General features: G+C 60.6%; 17 protein-coding genes. 8 read left to right on the forward strand and 9 right to left on the reverse strand.

What is annotated here, in order from left to right; all coding sequences use genetic code 11:
* Nucleotides 1-53 precede the first annotated feature (53 nt).
* The 3 genes from CDO35_RS09195 to nfuA all read left to right on the forward strand — a co-directional run bounded on the left by CDO35_RS09195 (nucleotide 54) and on the right by nfuA (nucleotide 4,186).
* A complete protein-coding gene (locus CDO35_RS09195) occupies nucleotides 54-2,330 on the forward strand; it encodes a fatty acid cis/trans isomerase (protein ID WP_099524060.1) in 2,277 nt (758 codons plus the stop codon).
* 181 nt (nucleotides 2,331-2,511) lie between these two features.
* Entirely contained in the window at nucleotides 2,512-3,531 is a 1,020-nt protein-coding gene (locus CDO35_RS09200; protein WP_099524062.1) for an acyltransferase family protein, read from the forward strand.
* A 70-nt stretch (nucleotides 3,532-3,601) separates the two neighbouring features.
* Complete coding sequence (gene nfuA, locus CDO35_RS09205) at nucleotides 3,602-4,186, forward strand: Fe-S biogenesis protein NfuA (RefSeq protein ID WP_099524064.1); 585 nt, start codon at nucleotides 3,602-3,604, stop codon at nucleotides 4,184-4,186.
* 50 nt (nucleotides 4,187-4,236) lie between these two features.
* On the opposite strand, the gene CDO35_RS09210 is transcribed toward nfuA, so the two are convergent.
* The 4 genes from CDO35_RS09210 to CDO35_RS09225 form a co-directional block, all read right to left on the reverse strand.
* Nucleotides 4,237-4,464 (reverse strand): DUF1272 domain-containing protein, encoded by a 228-nt coding sequence (locus CDO35_RS09210; RefSeq protein WP_099524066.1) that lies wholly within the window; start codon nucleotides 4,462-4,464, stop codon nucleotides 4,237-4,239.
* A gap of 101 nt (nucleotides 4,465-4,565) precedes the next feature.
* Entirely contained in the window at nucleotides 4,566-4,832 is a 267-nt protein-coding gene (locus CDO35_RS09215) for a hypothetical protein (RefSeq protein ID WP_099524068.1), read from the reverse strand.
* A gap of 181 nt (nucleotides 4,833-5,013) precedes the next feature.
* Nucleotides 5,014-6,207 (reverse strand): catalase family protein, encoded by a 1,194-nt coding sequence (locus CDO35_RS09220; RefSeq protein WP_099524070.1) that lies wholly within the window; start codon nucleotides 6,205-6,207, stop codon nucleotides 5,014-5,016.
* Between the two features lie 33 nt (nucleotides 6,208-6,240).
* Complete coding sequence (locus CDO35_RS09225) at nucleotides 6,241-8,115, reverse strand: di-heme-cytochrome C peroxidase (RefSeq protein ID WP_099524073.1); 1,875 nt, start codon at nucleotides 8,113-8,115, stop codon at nucleotides 6,241-6,243.
* A 227-nt stretch (nucleotides 8,116-8,342) separates the two neighbouring features.
* Between CDO35_RS09225 and CDO35_RS09230 the strand changes: the two genes are divergently transcribed.
* Nucleotides 8,343-9,554 carry a sigma-54-dependent transcriptional regulator gene (locus CDO35_RS09230; RefSeq protein WP_208019950.1) on the forward strand — a complete coding sequence of 404 codons (1,212 nt, stop codon included), beginning with the start codon at nucleotides 8,343-8,345 and terminating at the stop codon, nucleotides 9,552-9,554.
* A 68-nt stretch (nucleotides 9,555-9,622) separates the two neighbouring features.
* Nucleotides 9,623-10,090 carry a DUF3429 domain-containing protein gene (locus CDO35_RS09235; RefSeq protein WP_099524076.1) on the forward strand — a complete coding sequence of 156 codons (468 nt, stop codon included), beginning with the start codon at nucleotides 9,623-9,625 and terminating at the stop codon, nucleotides 10,088-10,090.
* On the opposite strand, the gene CDO35_RS09240 is transcribed toward CDO35_RS09235, so the two are convergent.
* Genes CDO35_RS09240 through CDO35_RS09255 form a run of 4 tightly spaced genes read right to left on the reverse strand, consistent with a single transcriptional unit; the run spans nucleotide 10,058 to nucleotide 13,482 of the window.
* Nucleotides 10,058-10,609 carry an AAA family ATPase gene (locus CDO35_RS09240; RefSeq protein ID WP_099524077.1) on the reverse strand — a complete coding sequence of 184 codons (552 nt, stop codon included), beginning with the start codon at nucleotides 10,607-10,609 and terminating at the stop codon, nucleotides 10,058-10,060. The genes CDO35_RS09235 and CDO35_RS09240 overlap by 33 nt on opposite strands.
* Entirely contained in the window at nucleotides 10,609-11,175 is a 567-nt protein-coding gene (pnuC, locus tag CDO35_RS09245; protein ID WP_099524079.1) for a nicotinamide riboside transporter PnuC, read from the reverse strand. Before pnuC ends, CDO35_RS09240 begins: the two co-directional genes overlap by 1 nt.
* Nucleotides 11,176-11,225: 50 nt before the next feature.
* On the reverse strand, nucleotides 11,226-11,840 hold the full coding sequence (locus tag CDO35_RS09250; RefSeq protein ID WP_099524081.1) for a hypothetical protein: 615 nt from the start codon (nucleotides 11,838-11,840) through the stop codon (nucleotides 11,226-11,228).
* A 7-nt stretch (nucleotides 11,841-11,847) separates the two neighbouring features.
* Complete coding sequence (locus tag CDO35_RS09255) at nucleotides 11,848-13,482, reverse strand: methyl-accepting chemotaxis protein (protein ID WP_099524082.1); 1,635 nt, start codon at nucleotides 13,480-13,482, stop codon at nucleotides 11,848-11,850.
* Between the two features lie 249 nt (nucleotides 13,483-13,731).
* Here CDO35_RS09255 and CDO35_RS09260 point away from each other — a divergent pair, with 249 nt between their 5' ends.
* The gene (locus CDO35_RS09260) at nucleotides 13,732-14,562 is read left to right on the forward strand and encodes an undecaprenyl-diphosphate phosphatase (protein WP_099524084.1); all 831 of its coding nucleotides are present in this window, start codon (nucleotides 13,732-13,734) and stop codon (nucleotides 14,560-14,562) included.
* A complete protein-coding gene (locus CDO35_RS09265) occupies nucleotides 14,559-15,281 on the forward strand; it encodes a DUF1294 domain-containing protein (protein WP_099524086.1) in 723 nt (240 codons plus the stop codon). The genes CDO35_RS09260 and CDO35_RS09265 overlap by 4 nt, the downstream gene beginning before the upstream one ends.
* Here the strand turns inward: CDO35_RS09265 and CDO35_RS09270 are convergent.
* Nucleotides 15,267-15,620: an MmcQ/YjbR family DNA-binding protein gene (locus CDO35_RS09270; RefSeq protein ID WP_099524088.1), complete on the reverse strand. Its 354-nt coding sequence runs from the start codon at nucleotides 15,618-15,620 to the stop codon at nucleotides 15,267-15,269. The genes CDO35_RS09265 and CDO35_RS09270 overlap by 15 nt on opposite strands.
* 222 nt (nucleotides 15,621-15,842) lie before the next feature.
* On the opposite strand from CDO35_RS09270, the gene CDO35_RS09275 reads away from it, so the two are divergent.
* Nucleotides 15,843-17,696 (forward strand): sensor domain-containing diguanylate cyclase, encoded by a 1,854-nt coding sequence (locus tag CDO35_RS09275; protein WP_099524092.1) that lies wholly within the window; start codon nucleotides 15,843-15,845, stop codon nucleotides 17,694-17,696.
* Nucleotides 17,697-17,699 lie beyond the last annotated feature (3 nt).

Genomic DNA, 17,699 nt, shown 5'->3' on the forward strand with positions numbered 1-17,699 from the left:
GCTAGGCTCGCCGTCTCGTTAGAATTGCCAGCATTGCAATCAAGGACGTGGCCATGCTCAAGCCCGCTGCTCTGTTTCTCCTTTCTTTCGCAGCCGGCCTGGCTCGCGCGGAAGCGATTTCCTATATCGACGATGTTCAGCCGATCCTCACCCACAAGTGCGTAGCCTGCCATACCTGCTACGACGCGCCGTGCCAGCTCAATCTCGGCAGTGCTGAAGGCATCCTGCGCGGTGCCAGCAAACAGCCGGTCTACGATGGCACGCGCAGCCAGGCGCAAGCGACTACCCGACTTTATCTGGACGCACAGGGCGAGGCGGCCTGGCGTAAGCGCGACTTTCATTCGGTGCTCGATGACGAGAACGGCCAGGCCGCGCTGATCAAGCGCATGCTGGAGCTGGGCCGCAGTCAGCCACTGGAACCCAATGCCAAGCTCCCAGACACGCTCGATATCGCCATCACCCGCAGCAACAGCTGCCCATTGCCGGGTGAGTTCGCCGCCTACGCGCAAAAGAATCCCCATGGCGGCATGCCGTTCGCTGTGACGGGCCTGGACGATGCTGAATACGCCACCCTTGAACAGTGGCTGGCGCAGGGCGCAGCAGTCGCCGAGCAGCCCCTGAAGCCCAGCGCCATCGAGTTGCGCCAGGTCGAGCAGTGGGAGAACTTCCTCAACGCTCCCGGGGCGCGAGAGGATCTGGTTTCGCGCTGGTTGTATGAGCACCTGTTCCTTGCCCACCTGCATTTCGAGGGCGGTGAGCCGGGGCATTTCTTCCAGATGGTGCGTTCGCGTACCCCCAGCGGCAAACCCATCGACCCCATCGCCACGCGCCGTCCCAATGATGATCCGGGCACCGAGTTCTATTACCGCCTATGGCCGATCCAGGGTGTGATCGTGCACAAGACGCACATCACCTATCCGCTGGGCGACGCCAAGCTGGCACGGGTGAAGGAGATGTTCTTCGGTGAGGACTGGACGCTGGATGCTGTCCCCGGTTATGGCGCACAACGCCGCGCCAACCCCTTCGAAACCTTCGCCGCGATTCCGGCGCGCGCGCGCTATCAGTTCATGCTGGATAACGCCGAGTACTTCGTGCGCACCTTCATCCGTGGTCCGGTGTGCCGCGGGCAGATCGCCACTGACGTGATTCGCGACAACTTCTGGGCCGTGTTCCAGGCGCCGGAGCACGATCTCTATATCACCGATGCCGAGTACCAGCGCGAGGCCACGCCGCTGTTGGCCATGCCCGGCCAGTTCGACGATATCGGCGATCTGCTGGGCTTGTGGCGCAACTATCGCGACAAGCGCAACGATTACGAGAAGCTGCGCAAGGACGCTTACGCCGACGCCCCTCCTGCTGACTGGACGCATATCTGGAGCGGCAATGACAACGCGCTGCTGTCGATCTTCCGCCAGCACGACAGTGCCTCGGTGCGCAAAGGCCTGCTCGGCGAGATTCCGCAGACCCTCTGGTGGATGGATTACCCGCTGCTGGAGCGCACCTACTACCAACTGGTGGTCAACTTCGACGTGTTCGGCAACGTTTCGCACCAGGCACAGACGCGGTTGTATTTCGATCTGATCCGCAATGGCGCCGAAGTGAACTTTCTGCGCCTGCTGCCAGCGCGCTCACGTGAGGCTTATCTGGACGACTGGTATCAGAACAGCGGCAAGTTGAAGATGCTGCTGGACTACACCTCGGTCGACCATCGTTCGCCGAGCGCCATTGGCCTGAGCGGCAATGATCCGAAGAAGCAGTTCGCCGAGCAGCTACTGCAGCGCTACGCCAAGCTCAATGCACGCCCTGACCCAATCAACCGCTGTACAGGTGCACATTGTTATCGCGACGGTTTGCCCAGGGAGCTGCAAGATGTCGAGCAGACGCTGGCGCGCTTGGCCAGTCGCCCGGCGGGCGGCTTGCGGGTGATCGATGAACTGCCGGAAGCGACCATGCTGCGGGTGGAACTGAGCGACGGCTCGCGAGAGATCTACAGCCTGCTGCGCAACCGTGCGCACAGCAACGTGGCGTTCATGTTGGGAGAGGAGCTGCGCTATCAACCGCGCCTGGACACCCTGACCATCTACCCGGAAGTGCTCAGCAGCTACCCGAATTTCCTGTTCACGGTAAAAGCGGGGGAGGTGGATGCCTTCGTCAAGCAGATGGAAGGTGTCAGCGACGCAAAATCTTTCGAGCGTATCGTCGAGCGCTGGGGTGTGCGGCGTAGCCATCCGGAGTTCTGGCGCTATTTCCATGACCTGGCCGAGCACATCCGCGAAACCCAGCCGTTGGAGGCCGGGGTGCTGGACATGAATCGCTACCAGAACTTCTAGCCGCGCCCCGAAAGCCAGGCGCCGCAGGGATTGATGTCTCTGCGGCGCTGCTTAGGGCCCGCCCGTCGATGCCGGTTAGGTGCCATCGATCTTTCGCCTGCCGCTGCGGTCGGACGCTGAGGCTGCCTGATTCCAGGCCGCTCGGTTTCGATCTTGGCGACAGGGGGGGAATAGCGGTTCCATGCTGGTTTCAGTACAGGCTTTACGGGCGCTGGCAGCCTGGGTTGTGGTTTTTCATCATGTCATGCAGGTGTTCTTCGATTTTCAGGCCGACAGCTTCCTCGGTCGTCTGTTTGCCGAGCGGGGCGCCGTTGGTGTCGACATCTTCTTCGTCATCAGCGGCCTGGTGATCTATCTCTCCACTCAAGGCAAGCGCATCACGCCCTGGCGCTTCATGCTCAATCGCCTACTGCGTATCGTCCCGGCCTATTGGCTCTACTCGGTGATGGCAGCGCTGATCATCGCCTTTGCCAACCCGGTGATGCCGGTGCAGGAATTCGACCTGCATCATCTGCTGCTCTCGCTGTTCTTCATTCCCGCCGAGAACCCGGGAGGGTTCGGTCTCTATCCCACGCTCAATGTCGGCTGGACGTTGAATTACGAGATGTTCTTCTACCTGCTGTTCGCCCTGACGTTCATCTTCACCGAGCGCTTGCGCCTGGTGTTCATCGTCCTCAGTCTGGCGGTGTTCGGCCTGTTGGCCACGCAGCCATGGATGAGCGACTTCTACCGCAACAGCATCGTCTATGAGTTCGTCTTCGGCATGGGGCTGGGCGTGATCTACACGCGTGGCTGGATTCGTCAGGGCTTCTGGCTGCCGCTGTTGGTCATCGCCGCATCGCTGCTGACCATCTACCACTTCGACAACTCCATGCGCCTGCTGCACTGGGGCGTGCCGAGTGCGCTGATCGTAGCGGCCTGCATTGCGATGGAGCCGTGTTTCCGGGGCAATCGCCTGCTCAGCCATATGGGCGATTGCTCCTATTCGGTGTACCTGCTGCACGTGATCGTACTGTCACTGGGCTGGTACCTGCAGGCCCGTCTGGGGCTGGCCCCAGCCCTGGTCATCGCTGCCTGTATACCGGTGATCGCGTTGGCCGCCTGGGGCAGCTACGAGTTGATCGAAAAGCGCTTTTTCGTGCGCGCCAAGCTCTGGATAGGGCAGCGAAACGACTCGGGAAAGCTGCAGTCGTTATCCTGAGTAAATTAGTAGGACTATATTCAGGCCGTCACTTGGCGTACAATTCGCCGCATGACCGTGAGGAGTTGCCATGAGCGCCATCATCATTACTCAAGCTGCCGAAGACTACCTGGCCGAGCTGCTGAGCAAGCAGGACACACCGGGTATTGGCATCCGCGTTTTCATCACCCAGCCAGGTACGCCTTATGCGGAAACCTGCATTGCCTACTGCAAACCGGGTGAGCAAAAACCTGAAGACACCGCCGTTGGGCTGGCCAGCTTCACCGCCTGGATCGATGGCGTCAGCGAGCCTTTCCTGGATGACGCTGTCGTCGACTACGCCACTGATCGTATGGGCGGCCAGCTGACCATCAAGGCACCGAACGCCAAGGTGCCGATGGTCAACGAAGACAGCCCGCTGAACGAGCGCATCAATTACTACCTGCAGACCGAGATCAATCCCGGTCTGGCTAGCCACGGCGGTCAGGTGACACTGATCGACGTGGTCGAAGAGGGGATCGCTGTTCTGCAGTTCGGTGGCGGCTGCCAGGGTTGTGGCCAAGCCGACTACACCCTCAAGGAAGGCATCGAGAAAACCCTGCTCGAGCGCATTCCAGAACTCAAGGGTGTGCGTGACGTGACTGACCACAGCAATCGCGAGAACGCCTACTACTGACAGGCGCAGTGCACAGGAAAACGGGGCGACCAGGTCGCCCCGTTTTCATTTCAGGCTTTGAGCACGCGTTTGCTGGAAGCGGGGAAGCGTTCGAGCTTCTCGGCCGGGCGAATGGGGCGCTTCACCAATTCGCCGCTGCAGTTCGGGCAGCGTAGCGCCAGCACGGACTCGGCGCAGGACCGGCAGAAGGTGCACTCGAAGGAGCAGATCAAGGCGTCGCTACTGGCTGCAGGCAGGTCGCAGTCGCAGTTCTCGCAATTAGGGCGCAGTTCAAGCATGGCGCTAGGCTCGGTTCAGTGGGGATCGCAGTAGTCTGCAGTCGCCGAAGGCCAGGCGCAACGGGCATATCCGGGGGCGCGCAAGGCGCCCCCGACAGGCTTTACTCCGGCATGCTCCACGGGGCCAGGTCGAAACCCTGGCTGCTCAGCTCATCGCGGGAACGCTGCAGCGCGTCTTCCAGTTGTTGCGGGTCGCTGTAAGTGGCGCTGGAAAGCTGGCGGCCGAGCAGGCGAGTGTTGGTGCGGTCGATAACGCTGATGCTGACGACGCCGGTGCCGTCCTGCGGAGCCCAGGCTACGCACTGGAACGGGCGGAAGGCGCGATCGGCAATCAGCAGGGCTTCGTTGAAACGCAGCGGTGTGTTCATGGGGTCGGTTTCTCCGAGTTGATCCCAACAATTAATTGCGGCCAACAGGTTATTGGTGTTGGCCTTTCAATAGTGTTGATGAACTCAGTAGATCCATAAGTCACACATGGCTGAAAAAAGTTTTATTACTGGCGCAGTGTGCCCTGATGAAAACTTCTGGCGTCTCGCCGGCAACAACTTTCTACTGCGAAAGTTCCACCTCTGTTTCCTGCAGGGTCGGTTGTGGCGCAACGCTAGCGGGGGCTGGAGCGTTTCGCTGATGACGATAGGCACTAACTGCCTCATATACCGACTTGCGCAAACGGTTTATGCCGCCGATAGGGCGGTGTTCGGGAAGTGCATGCCAGGGGTTGAAGGACAAATTGTCGCAGAACAGGTTTTGTTCCCGGCTATCGAAGTCCTGAGGCGGCACGGTAATACGGGCAACGCTTTCGAAGGGCGATATCTTTTCGCTCCACTCGACACTCGGATCTTCGATAGGCATGTAGTACTGCGCGTTCTGTTTTTGTACCTGCAATTCAAAGCACGCCGGCGCACGGTCGAGTGACAGCTGCTGGTAAAGCGCATTGCGCAGGAAGTTGGGTAGGGCGTTGTTCTGTTCCGGCAATTCGTAGGGCGGGCAATTCTGCGGTGCCGGTACCACGCGATACTTGATGTTCGACTCGCCGAGCTTGAACGGTGCAATGGAGTTGTAGGTGGTGGCCACGGGGCTTTCTGGTGCTGGAGCCAGCGTTTTCAGGGCGATGACCAGATGACGCACCTCCCAGGTGCGCGGGTCCAAGCTGGGGAAGAAGGCCTGGACCTTCTTGCCATCTGCCTGAGCTGCGAAATTGGTGCGGTACTCGGCCACGTCGCGAACGAAGAAAGCCGGATGGTTGAACATCACGAAGTCCTGCTCGCCGGCATGCGCAGGGCTCTTCATGAGTTTCTCGCCCGGTACGTCGAGCAGCTTGATGGCCATACCACGTGCATCGCGGGCACGATCGAACTGCGGGTAGGCATTGCCGTTGGACAGGCGCATCCAGGCTTGCCAGGTATGCCCGGGTTCGCTGAAGACGCCATGGCGCAGTGACTCATCCAGCGTCTCCAGCACCTGTACTTCGGCTTTCACGCAGCCATGGGCCTTGGCGTGGGCGTCACGCAGTACGCGGGTGTTATCGCGGTGTTGCTCGACGATGCGTACAGCGTCTTCGATGATCAGCCTGGTGAGCGCGGCCTCATCCGGCTCGATCTGTTCTTGCGTAGAGACCGGGCCGGAGAATTTCCAGGCGTAATAGGCTTCGCCCAGGCCCCAGCCAACCAGGCCTACAAGGGCGACGGTGAGCAGCAGTTTGCCGAGCAGGCGACCGAGCCAGAGCCAGAAGCGTTTCAACATCGTTGCAATCCTTGTTCTAGATATCGGTTGAAATCAGCCTTCGCAGTTCGGGCCGGGCGTCCAGGCTTGTACCGGCACGTCAGTGAGCTGAGTTTCCAGCTCGGCGTTACCCAGCACTTTCAGGTATTCGATCAGTGCCAGGCGCTCGTCCGGCGACAGGGCACGGCCTATGACACCCTCCTGGCGGCAACCATCGCGGAACTCATGACCGCCATTGCCGTTGCCGGTCACACGGGTATCGAGCAGGAAGCCGCCAGGGAACTTGTCGCTGCGATAACCCACGCGTTCCGGATCGAATTCGAAGTTACCGACCCAGAACCGGGCCTGCCGCTCGTATACGGGAGAGAGCAACTCGAACAGGTTGGGCACCGAACCGTTGTGCAGGAAGGGCGGAGTAGCCCAGATGCCGTCGAGAGGGCGGGCCTTGTAGCCGCGCTTTTCCTGAACGCCGATGGGCAGGCCATAACCGTCCATCTCCTTGCGCTGGCGCGGGCCTATGCCGGCGTCCTGATAGGCGCGGTTTTCCACGTAGGCGGTGATGTAGGCCAGGCCCTTGGCGCTGGAGATACTCTTGAAATCGACCTCATCGAGGCTGGCACCGTAAAGACGCACGTCCAGCTTGGATAGCTCTGCTTTGGTCCAGCCCAGGCGACTGATATCGAAACGGTGGTCAGCGATGTTGTCGGCGGTGGTTGGGTCGGTGCCGACGATGCTGATCGGTACCACGCGCATCTTCCACTCGGGATCGCGCGACGGCGCCAGGCGCTGATCACGCGGCTTGGGATCGGGGGCATGGCAATAGGCGCAATTCTCGGTGTAGAGCGCTTTGCCACGGCTTGCCAGGGGCAGGTCCACCTTGCCGAATACGGCTTCTGGCCACTTGGGTGGCTGCAGTTGTTTCAGGGTTTCCTCGAGGGTGTAGAGATCATGCAAGCGCACGCTGGAGGCGTAGCGATCAGCCTCGGCGACGCCTTTGCCGTGTTCGTCGAGCAGATGCAGGCTGGCGCCTACGCCAAGGGCTTCGCCAACGTTGCGCGCCATCGGCTGCATGGCCGAGCCATTCCATTGCACCCAGTCGAATTTCCAGATGTCCCAGAGTTGCGGGTAGCTGACCGGGGCATTGGCGACGCGGTAGTTGGCGTCATCGAGAACATCGCCGAATACGGTATTGGCGATACGACCGAATGCATCGGTACGGCCAAAGCCTTCTTCTGTCGGATACAGGCCGCGGTGCCAGTCGTTGAAGGCAGTCGCCAGCAGCCGGTCGAGCACTTGCTTGAAATCCTCGCGCAGTTGGTCGCGACCTTGCGGGTACTGCTCGCCCAGGACCTCCTGGGCAAAGCGACGGAATTTCAGCGGGTTGTAATAGGTGAAGGCCATGCTCATGCCCAGCGCTTGGCCGAAGCCGCCACCGCGCAGGGTCGGTACGGTAGAGGCGAGGGAGTGCAGGGCGGCACCGCCATCGATACGCACGGCCTGGCCTTTGTAGCGCAGTTCGCCGGTATGGCAGGCGGCGCAACTGATATCGAGAAAATGCTCGCCGCTTTCGCTGTCCTGATGGCGGGTAAAGCCGACCGGCAGATTGGCCGGGTTCAGAGCGCTGGGCTGCTGCTTGGGGTCAGTAAGAAAGCCGAAGCGGGCCAGATAATCGAGGCGGGCGAATTTCTCGGTGCCGAACGGCATCTCCAGCGCGCTGATCCAGTCATAACGCAGGCCTTTTACCGTCGTGCCCTGCGGCGTGTAGTAATAAGTCTGACGCTGCTCTTCGCTCCACTGGTCCAGGTAGTGCAAGTCGCTGGGCTGCTGATAGGTAGGAAGGTTGGGGTTGGCGATGTAATACAGCACCACCGCCAGACCGATCAGTGCCAGCAATATGACGAGTTTCAAGGTGCGACGGAGCAGACGCATCAGAGACTTCCTTGTAGCGTTCTTATTAATCGGCCTGTTATGCCAACACTGCAGGCTGTTGGCAAGATGCCATCGCGGCGATTATGAAACCTCTGCAATAACCAGCAGGAACGACGCATATAGCGAAATGATCCATTAAGCGTCAAAGTTCTTGCTAGCTTTACGTTTGCGAGCGCCAAATTGTTGTTTTTATTGGGGTTACAAAATAATGGCGCCAAGGATGGAGTATGTTGGAGGCTGTTTCCGTCGCACCCCGGCAACTACTGGTGCTCGATCCATTCGAGGCGTGTGAAGCGCTTTTTCAGCCATTGCAGGCTGCTGGCTGGAGCGTGCAGCGCTGCACGCCTCAAACGCTCAACGGCCATGCAGGTGATGCACTCCTGCTTTACCTCGATCAGCAGCCCAGTCATGCGCTGCTCAAGCAACTGCAACTGACTGGGCTTGGTTGCATCGTGCTGACGGATGCCGAGCGATTGCAGCAGATCAATAGCGAAGAGTTGGTCGGCGAATGGTGCTTCGCCGCGCTGACACTGCCGGTGGAATTGCCCCGGTTACTGGAAACCTTGCAACAGGCGCAGACAGGCACCCGCTTGCGCAGATTGAAAAGCGCACGACAGGCACCGCAGTTTCTCGGCAACTGTGCCGCAGCGCGTAGCCTGCGACGGCAGCTGGATCGCCTCAGTCGTATCGATGGTCCGCTGTTTATCAGTGGGGAGCGCGGTAGTGGCAAGCATCTGCTGGCGCGCTTGCTCCACCAGCGTTCATCTTTTGCTGCGCAGGCCATGCGCGCTATCGATTGCAACGAGTCTCTCGACGCCGAGTCTCTCGCAGTGTCGAGCTTCACCAATGTACTGCTCGAAAACGCATCTCGGCTCTCTGCGGTCGACCAGCAAAAGTTGTTGGACTACCTGCAGTGCAATCCTCGAGCACATCTATTGACTCTGGACCGAGGCGAGCTGGTACAGGCCCTGCAGCAGGGGCGCTTCAGACCGGATCTGTTTCATCTATTAGCGGCGCAGCAACTGCAAACGCCGAATCTGCGCGAACATCCTGGTGATCTGGTGCTGCTGGCCGAGCACTTTGCCAAACAACACGGGGCGGTGATCGGACGGCATCATCGGCATTTCAGCGAGGAAGCGATGGATGCCATGATCAGCCATCCTTGGCCAGGCAATGTGCGTGAGTTGCGCAATCACGTGGTACGCGCCTTGGTGCTGGCTCAAGGTCGGCAGATTCTTGCAGCCGATCTTGGTTTGCGCCCGGCACAAGCGAACATCGATGCTCCAGTGACGCTGGAGGACTACATACGACGGGCCGAACGTCAGGCGCTCAACGACGTGCTGGGCCGCTACGCCAACAACATGAGCCAGGCCGCGCGCACGCTCGGGATTTCGCGGCCAACCTTCTATCGCTTGTTGCACAAGCATCGCCTGCGCTGAGGGTCATGGCTGTAACGCTTGAGAAACACTGCTAAGGTGCTCGGCAACCCCATCGCAAGGAGATCGTCATGCACCCGTTCGAGGCCGAGAAACCGCCGCAACTGGCCGGATTACTGGGGTATGCCGGGCTGGTACCATTCGTTGGTGGTGCATTGGGGATCTGGGTGATTCCCCTGGGCTGGCGGCCTTTCGTGCTGGACGCGCTGCTGGATTTTGCTGCGGTGATTCTGGCCTTTATGGGCGCCATTCACTGGGGTTTGGCGATGCGTGCGGAGGAAACCGATGAAAAGGCTAAGCTGCAACTGGGGCTGTCGGTAATTCCGCCCTTGCTGGGCTGGGCCGCATTGGCTGGTGGACTGCCGATTGGCTTGTCCCTGCCGATTTTCCTTTTTGCCTTTATCGGCCTGTACCTGGCAGACATGCACGCAGTACGCGTAGGGCTGGCGCCGCAATGGTATCCGGCCCTGCGTACGCCGTTGACCCTGGTGGTCTGCCTGAGCCTGTTAGTGGCGTGGGCCAGCGTGTTGATTCGCTGAGCCGAGCAGCGTCGCGACCTGCGCCAGCGCAGCCCGGCGCCGCTCATCCCAGCCACCTGACAGTTCGCAGAAACGCTGCCCGTTTCCCTGCAGCCAGTCCCTGCAGGCCTGATGAAAGGCCTGGCGCTCGACCAACTGAGGCTGGCAACGCTGGCCGTCCTCGACCCAAGGCACACCTGCGGGGTCGAGTAACAGATGCTGGTCGTAGTGACGCGCCAGCAACTCGGCCTCCAACCAGTGCGGACAATCGCCGAACAGGGATCGGCTCCAGAGCATGTTGCTCAGCAGGTGCGTGTCGAGAATCAGCAGCGGCGGCCTGGTTGCGCGCGCTGCATCCTCCCAGGCCAATTGGCCGCGCGCGATCTCGGCGATGTCGGCATAGCAGGTATCGCGCTGTTGTTCGTCGATGAAGTGGCGCACGTACTCGCCCACCACCACGCCACCGAAGCGCGCCTGTATTTGCGCTGCCAGCCAGCTCTTGCCGCTGGACTCGGGACCGGTCAGCACCAGAACTTTCATTACGCGTGCTGCAACGCCGGGTCACGGCGCCAGGTAAGCCAGCCACTGACGGCCAGTGCGGTGAAGGCCGCGTAGAGTCCTGCAGTCAGGTACAGCTCGCTATACAGGAAGAAGGCTACGTAGCAGATATCGACCATTACCCAGAGCGCCCAGCATTGCAGGCGTTTCTGCGCCATCCACAGCTGCGCCACCAGGCTGAAGGCGGTCAGTGCCGAATCCAGCCAGGGCGAGCTGGCATCGGTATAAGTGGCCATAAGGTAGCCGAGCAACCCGGCGCCGAGCGCGCCGATCAGCAATCCAGTCAGAACTGCGACCACACCCAGGCGGCTGACCTTGCGTCCATCGTGGCGGTCTCCACCACGGGTCCACTGCCACCAACCGTAGAGCTGCAGCGCGGCGAACAACAGTTGCAAGAGCAAGTTGGAATACAGCCGCCAGTCGTAGAACAGCCAGGCGTAGAGCAGCACCATGATCAGGCCGATTGGCCAGCACCAGGGATTCTGTCTGACCGTCAGCCAGACAGCGACGATGCCGAGCCCGGCAGCAACGATTTCGAGCCAGGACATCTGGCGCCCTCAAATCAGGGAAGGGTGGCGATTGTACTGATGCAGGCGGTTCAGCACACCAGGCTGTCGGCTTGTCGATAGAGCATCAGCAGCTTGCGGGTGATGGTTTGCTGGATGTCGTCACGCTCGAAGCTCGACAGTCGCTCCAGGCGTGCCAGCTGCAGGCGATGCAGGTGGATATAGGGCATCTGCTGGTCGAACTCGCGCAGGTCGCCCTTCATCAGCACCGGCAGGAACAGATCACCGATTTTCTTCTGGTTGCTGATGATCTGCGCCAGGGCTGGTTTGAAGGGCATGGTCTTGGGCGCCGGCCCGCCATCCCTGATCTGGGTGCTGAGCAGCAGGCCCGGTTTACCCAGAACCTTGCCCGGCAACACGCACAGGCCCGTCTTGCGGATGGCCTGGCTATCGATGCCGTGCAGGGTGTCGTGGAAGGCGTAGGGATTGGGCAGCACCACCATCTTGCGCCCGAGATCGGTGGGGAAGTGCAGGCTGTAGTTGGTGTACAGCTGCCCCACCGACTCGGAATAGACGCACAAGCGGTTCTCGAACAGCTTGATGAAACGCTCGGCCAGCTCGCGGCGGGCCATGCTGTCCAGGTCCCAGATCAGGTCCTGGTTCTGTGGTCGACTGAAATCGACCTCCTGATGCTGCATGCTGCTCATGGTCGACTCATACGCGGAACTGCCCAAGCAGACGACTGAGCTGGTCGGCCAGCTGTTTCAGGTGCTGGCTGGCCGCGCTCGACTGCTCGGCAGCCTCGGCGGTGTTGTGGGCCAGCGCTGCCGTCTGCGTGACGTTCTGATTGATGTCCTCCACCACGTGGGATTGCTGCAGGGTGGCGCTGGCGATCGAGGCATTGAGACCGGTCAGGTTGCGTAGCGACTGAGCGATCTGGGCGAGGCTTTCGCCGGCCTGGCTGGCTTGTTCCACAGTCAGCTGGGAGGCGCGACTGCTTTCGTTGATCACCTTGACTGCGGCCTCGGAGTTGCCCTGAAGACGCTCGATCATGCCCTGAATTTCTGCGGTGGAGGTTTGCGTACGTTGCGCCAGCAGCCTCACTTCGTCGGCAACCACAGCGAAACCGCGCCCCTGCTCACCGGCGCGGGCAGCCTCGATGGCAGCGTTGAGGGCGAGCAGGTTGGTTTGCTCGGCGATGGAGCGGATCACCTCCAGCACGCTGCCGATCTGCGTGCTCTCGCTGGCCAGTGATTGGATCACCTCGACGGCCTTGTCGATGGTGCCCGACAATTGATCGATCTGGCGCAGGCTCGCTTCGATGTTCTGCTGGCCATGTCTGGCCTGGTCCTCGGCGGTGTGCATCTCGCTGGAGGCGTGCTCGGCGTTTTTCGCCACGTCCTGCACACCGTAGGTCACCTCGTTGACGGCGGTCGCGACCAGCTCCATCTGCTGCGCCTGTTGCTGGCTGTGGCGCTGCGCCTCACTGGAAATGTCGCCAAGCGAGCGGGCGGCCTGATCGAGCGAACCGGCTGAATCGAGCATCTGCCGGATCACATGGCGCAGCTTTGCGGTAAAGGCATTGAAGTAGGTTGCCAGGGCAGTCAGTTCGTCACGCCCGTGGGTGTCGAGGTTACGGGTCAGGTCGCCTTCACCGCTGGAAATGCTGGCCATGGCGTCAACTGCAGCTTGCAATGGCTGCACGATGCTGCGCGTGATCAGCACGACCAGCACCGCCAGCAGCACGGCAATCAGCAAACCGATGCTCATGGCTTTGATCGCCTGAGCCCGGAACTCCACCTGAACATCATCGACATAGACGCCGGAGCCAATAATCCAGCCCCAGGGCTGGAACAGCTCGACATAGGAAATCTTCGGTACCGGGTCAGTGGCGCCGGGTTTGGGCCAGCGATAATCGACCTGACCCGCGCCTTTGCTACGGGTCACAGCGACCATCTCGTTGAACAGCTCTTTGCCATCCGGGTCCTTGAAGCCACCGAGATTCTGGCCTTCGAGCTTGGCATTCATCGGATGCATCAGCATGACCGGGGTCTGGTCGTTGATCCAGAAATACTCCTGGCCGGCGTAACGCAAGCCGCGGATAACCTCCATGGCCTGCTTCTGTGCCTCTTCGCGGCTCAGGCTTCCGGCACTTTCCAGGCTGTGAAAGTGCTTGAGGATACCGGCGGCACTCTGCACCACATGCTCGGTCTTTTCCGACTTGCCGTGGTACAGGTCGGTATGGATCTGGCGCAGCATATAGGCGCCCTGCAAAATCAGCGTCAGGATGGCCAACGCGAGGATCAGCCAAAGACGTCGGCTGATGGGAAGACTACGCAAGCTGTTCATGGACGAATTCCTGATTGTTGTAATTGTCGGCTTCAGGGCTGCTTCGAGTGGCACAGGGCAATACTGGCACAACGAGGCATTATTCACTCTAGTTGTCTGATAGCATTTCGGCACCCCGGCAAAGAACCTGAATAGCACCGCGTTAGACCGCTGCCAGGAACCTCCACAACTGACTTGTGTCCCACGGCCGGGGCCAAGCTCCACGTTTTAAATTTATGCGTAGGTAGTCGCCACGCTTTGGGGGATTTGATGGATATCTGGATGGCCTTTCAGGCCCTGATTCTGGGCATAGTGGAAGGCCTGACCGAGTTCCTGCCGATTTCCAGCACCGGACACCTGATCGTGGTCGGTGACCTGCTGGGCTTCAATGGCGAAACCGCGACGGCGTTCAAGATCATCATCCAGCTCGGCGCCATTCTGGCCGTTATCTGGGAATTTCGAGCGAAAGTACTCGGCGTGGTCGTGGGCTTGCCCAGTGACCCGAAAGCCCAGCGTTTCACCTTCAATCTGCTGTTGGCGTTCATCCCTGCGGTGATCTTCGGCCTGGCCTTCGCCGATCTGATCGAGCACTGGCTGTTCAATCCGATCACCGTGGCCATGGCGTTGATCATCGGTGGCGTCATCATGCTCTGGGCGGAGAAGCGCGAACACGCGATAAAGGCCGAGTCGGTCGACGACATGACCTGGAAACTGGCGCTCAAGGTTGGTTTCGCGCAATGCCTGGCGCTGATTCCGGGCACGTCACGCTCAGGCGCCACCATCATCGGCGGCCTGGTATTCGGCCTGTCGCGCAAGGCCGCGACCGAGTTCTCGTTCTTTCTGGCCATGCCGACCATGGTCGCGGCCACGGTCTATTCGCTGTTCAAGTACCGCGACATCCTGCAGATGAGTGACTTGCCGATCTTCGCCATCGGTTTCGTCAGCACCTTCATCGTGGCGATGATCACCGTGCGCGCCTTGCTCAAGTTCATCACCAGCCACAGTTACGCGGTGTTCGCCTGGTACCGCATCGCCTTCGGCCTGGTGATTCTCGCCACCTGGCAGTTGCACCTGATCGACTGGAGTACGGCGCAACCGTGATCGGTAACGAGCGCAAGGGGCGTCTGAAAAGCTGGGACGACGCCAAGGGCTTTGGCTTCATCCAGCCGCAGGACGGAGGCAGCGAGGTCTTCGCGCATATCTCGGTGATGCGCGGTGATCGCCGCCCGCAGCCAGGTGACGAGGTGTTGTTCATCGCGGGGCTTGACGAGCGAGGGCGGCCACGTGCCGAACACTTGCGCCTGGCTGGTGAGCTCAGTCTCGATCGCCAGGCGATCCGGCGTAAACCGAAAGCGCCTGGCAAGGCCGCGCCAGCAACGCGAAAGCCTGTCACCAAACCCACGCAGCGTTCAGCGGCGCAGGGCACTATCCAGAATTTCTCCGGCAAGGCTGTGGTGTTCGCGTTGCTCTGCGTTTTGCCATTGCTCGGCTGCGTGACATTGTTCGGCAAGGGACTCTGGTGGCTGCTACCGCTCTATCTGCTGGCCAGCATGCTGAGCTTTATGCAGTACTGGCTGGATAAACGCAGCGCTCAGAGCGGTGGTCAGCGCACGGCGGAAAACACCCTGCACCTGGTTGAGCTGGCCGGTGGTTGGCCAGGCGCGCTGATCGCTCAGCAGGCGTTCCGGCACAAAACGCGCAAGGCGTCCTATCAGGCGGTTTTCTGGCTGATCGTCGCCGGTCATCAGTTGTTCTGGATCGATCTGCTGTTGCTCGATGGCGCCTACATCGCCCGTCATATCCCCTTATTCGTCCAGTAGCAGGCCGGGTTGCAGGCGTTTGGGCAGCTTGCGCACCACCAGTTGATGCGAGCGAGTCAGCAGCTGGCGCAGCTCGTCGTCACCCAACGGCAATTGCCGAGCGCTCATGCTGATCCAGTGAGCGCGCGCCAGATACGGGGCAGGGCGGATGCCCGGGCGGTCGACATAGCCAAGAAACAGGTCGTTATCGACCTTGAATGCCAGGTCTTCGCCAAGAAAGTCGAGGATGGCGAACATCTTGTTGCCCGCCACCGAGAACACCCGGTTGCTGCCCCATTTGAGGTCTTCACGGGCACCGGGTAGGGCTAGGCAGAAAGCGGCGATCTGGTCTGCAGTCATGGATATGTCCCTGGCGATTCCGCTGAGCAGTCTATCGGACACCGAAGGGTAGTGCGTAAGCCCTGCTTTCTGGTGCTGTCCATGAAGATGCTGGCGACGATTATTGGCGTTGCAGTGCTGTGATCATCCGGCGTTTTGGCGCCGCTCGGGGGAGTCTTGTAGACTCTGCTCCCCGTGATCACGCGCGAGTCGGAGCTCATCCGAGCCCCAGTCAAAACCTACATGAAAGCCCATCGCCGTCTTCGGTTCTCTCCCTGGCTGCTACTGAGCCTGCTGCTGTCACTCTCGACAAGGGCCGATGTTGGCTATCTCGACGTCGCGCAGCTGGGCACGCAGCCGCTGTCACTGACTACACATGTCGGAATGCTGGAGGATGCCGCGCGAGTGCTGACGCTGGAGGACGTAAGCTCGCGCGAAATGAGCGAGCGCTTCCGATATGAACAAGTCGGCAGCTCATCCTTCGCACTGGGCTTCACCCGTTCGGCCTACTGGTTTCGTCTTGACGTCGACAACGCCAGCGAACAGTCGGTGACGCGCCTGCTGGTGGTCGACAATCCACGTATATCCCTGGTGGATGCCTACGTGCCAGACGGGCAGGGTGGCTATCGCGCCTGGTTCACCGGGGCTGACCGCCCGCAGGGCGGCAAGGCCTACGACAATCGCAACTTCGTCTTCCCGCTGCACCTGGCTGCGCACTCTCAGCAAGTGGTGTACCTGCGGGTCGAGTCAAGCATAGGCCTGCTGGTGCCGTTACAGCTCTGGTCGGTGCAGGCGTTCCATGCTTACGAGCGCGAAGACTACATGGCGCGTGCCGGCTACATGGGGATCGCCATCGCCATGATCCTGTTCAACCTGATGCTGTTCATCGCCCTGCGTGAGCGGATTTACCTGCTCTATGTGACCTTCGTGTTGTGCGCCGTCTGCGCTTTGACGATCAAGAACGGCATGGCGCCCGACTGGACATTGTTTGGCCTGCCGCTCAACTCCAACGTGGTGTATTACTCCGGCGCATCGCTGGCGCTGAGCGGGATGTTGCTGTTCATGCGCAGCATGCTGCAGACCACACGCCTGTTGCCGCAAGTAGACCGCGGTTTGCTGGCGTTGGTGGTCCTGTACCTGGTTTCCCCGCTGATCTACGCCGTCGCCCTGCCACAGGTTTCACGGGTGGCTATCTTCGTTTATTTACTGACCGCCTTCGTGATGATGGGAGTAGGGCTGGCCTGCGCCCTCAAGCGACAGCGCAGCGCCTACTTCTTCCTTGCTGCATTCGGCCTGCTGATTCTCGGTGGGGCCACCACGACCCTGCGTGCCCTGGGCATCTTGCCGACCAACGCGTTTACGGAAGACGGCCTGCAGATCGGCTCGTCACTGGAGATGCTGCTACTGGCCTTCGCACTGGCCGACCGCATCAACGTGATGCGTCAGGAAAAACTGCAGGCTCAGGCCAGGTTGCTGCAAACCCAGGAACAACTGGTGGAAACCCTGCAGCATTCCGAACGTGAGCTGGAACACCGCGTTGCCGTGCGTACCGAAGAGCTGCAGGTACTCAATAGCCGGCTGGAGACGCTCAGCCTGACCGACGCACTGACGGGCATCGCCAACCGTCGTCACTTCGACGAGGTGCTGGCCAAGGAATGCAAGCGCGCCCAGCGGGTCGGTGAGCCGTTGGCCCTGGCCGTGCTGGATGTCGACTGGTTCAAGGCCTACAACGACCACTACGGCCACCCCGCCGGCGATAGCTGCCTGCAGCAGATTGCGCACACCCTGGCCGCAACCATCAGTCGTTCCACCGACCTGGTGGCACGCTATGGCGGTGAGGAATTCGTCTTTCTCGCACCTTCGACCGGGCTTGCCGGGGCGCAAAGCATGGCCGAGAAACTGGTAAAGGCGGTCGAAGCATTGACGCTGTCACACGAGCGTTCGCCTTTGGGGCACGTCACGATTAGCGTCGGCATTGCCTTGATGCAGAGCGACGCCAACAGCCCTGCGCAGACGCTTCTGCAGCGGGCCGATGCAGCGTTGTACCGTGCCAAGAGCCAAGGTCGCAATCGCGTGGTGTGTGATGGGCAGGCATAAAAA

Origin of the sequence: Pseudomonas sediminis (assembly GCF_002741105.1) — a bacterium.
In the GTDB taxonomy this organism is placed as follows: Bacteria; Pseudomonadota; Gammaproteobacteria; order Pseudomonadales; family Pseudomonadaceae; genus Aquipseudomonas; species Aquipseudomonas sediminis.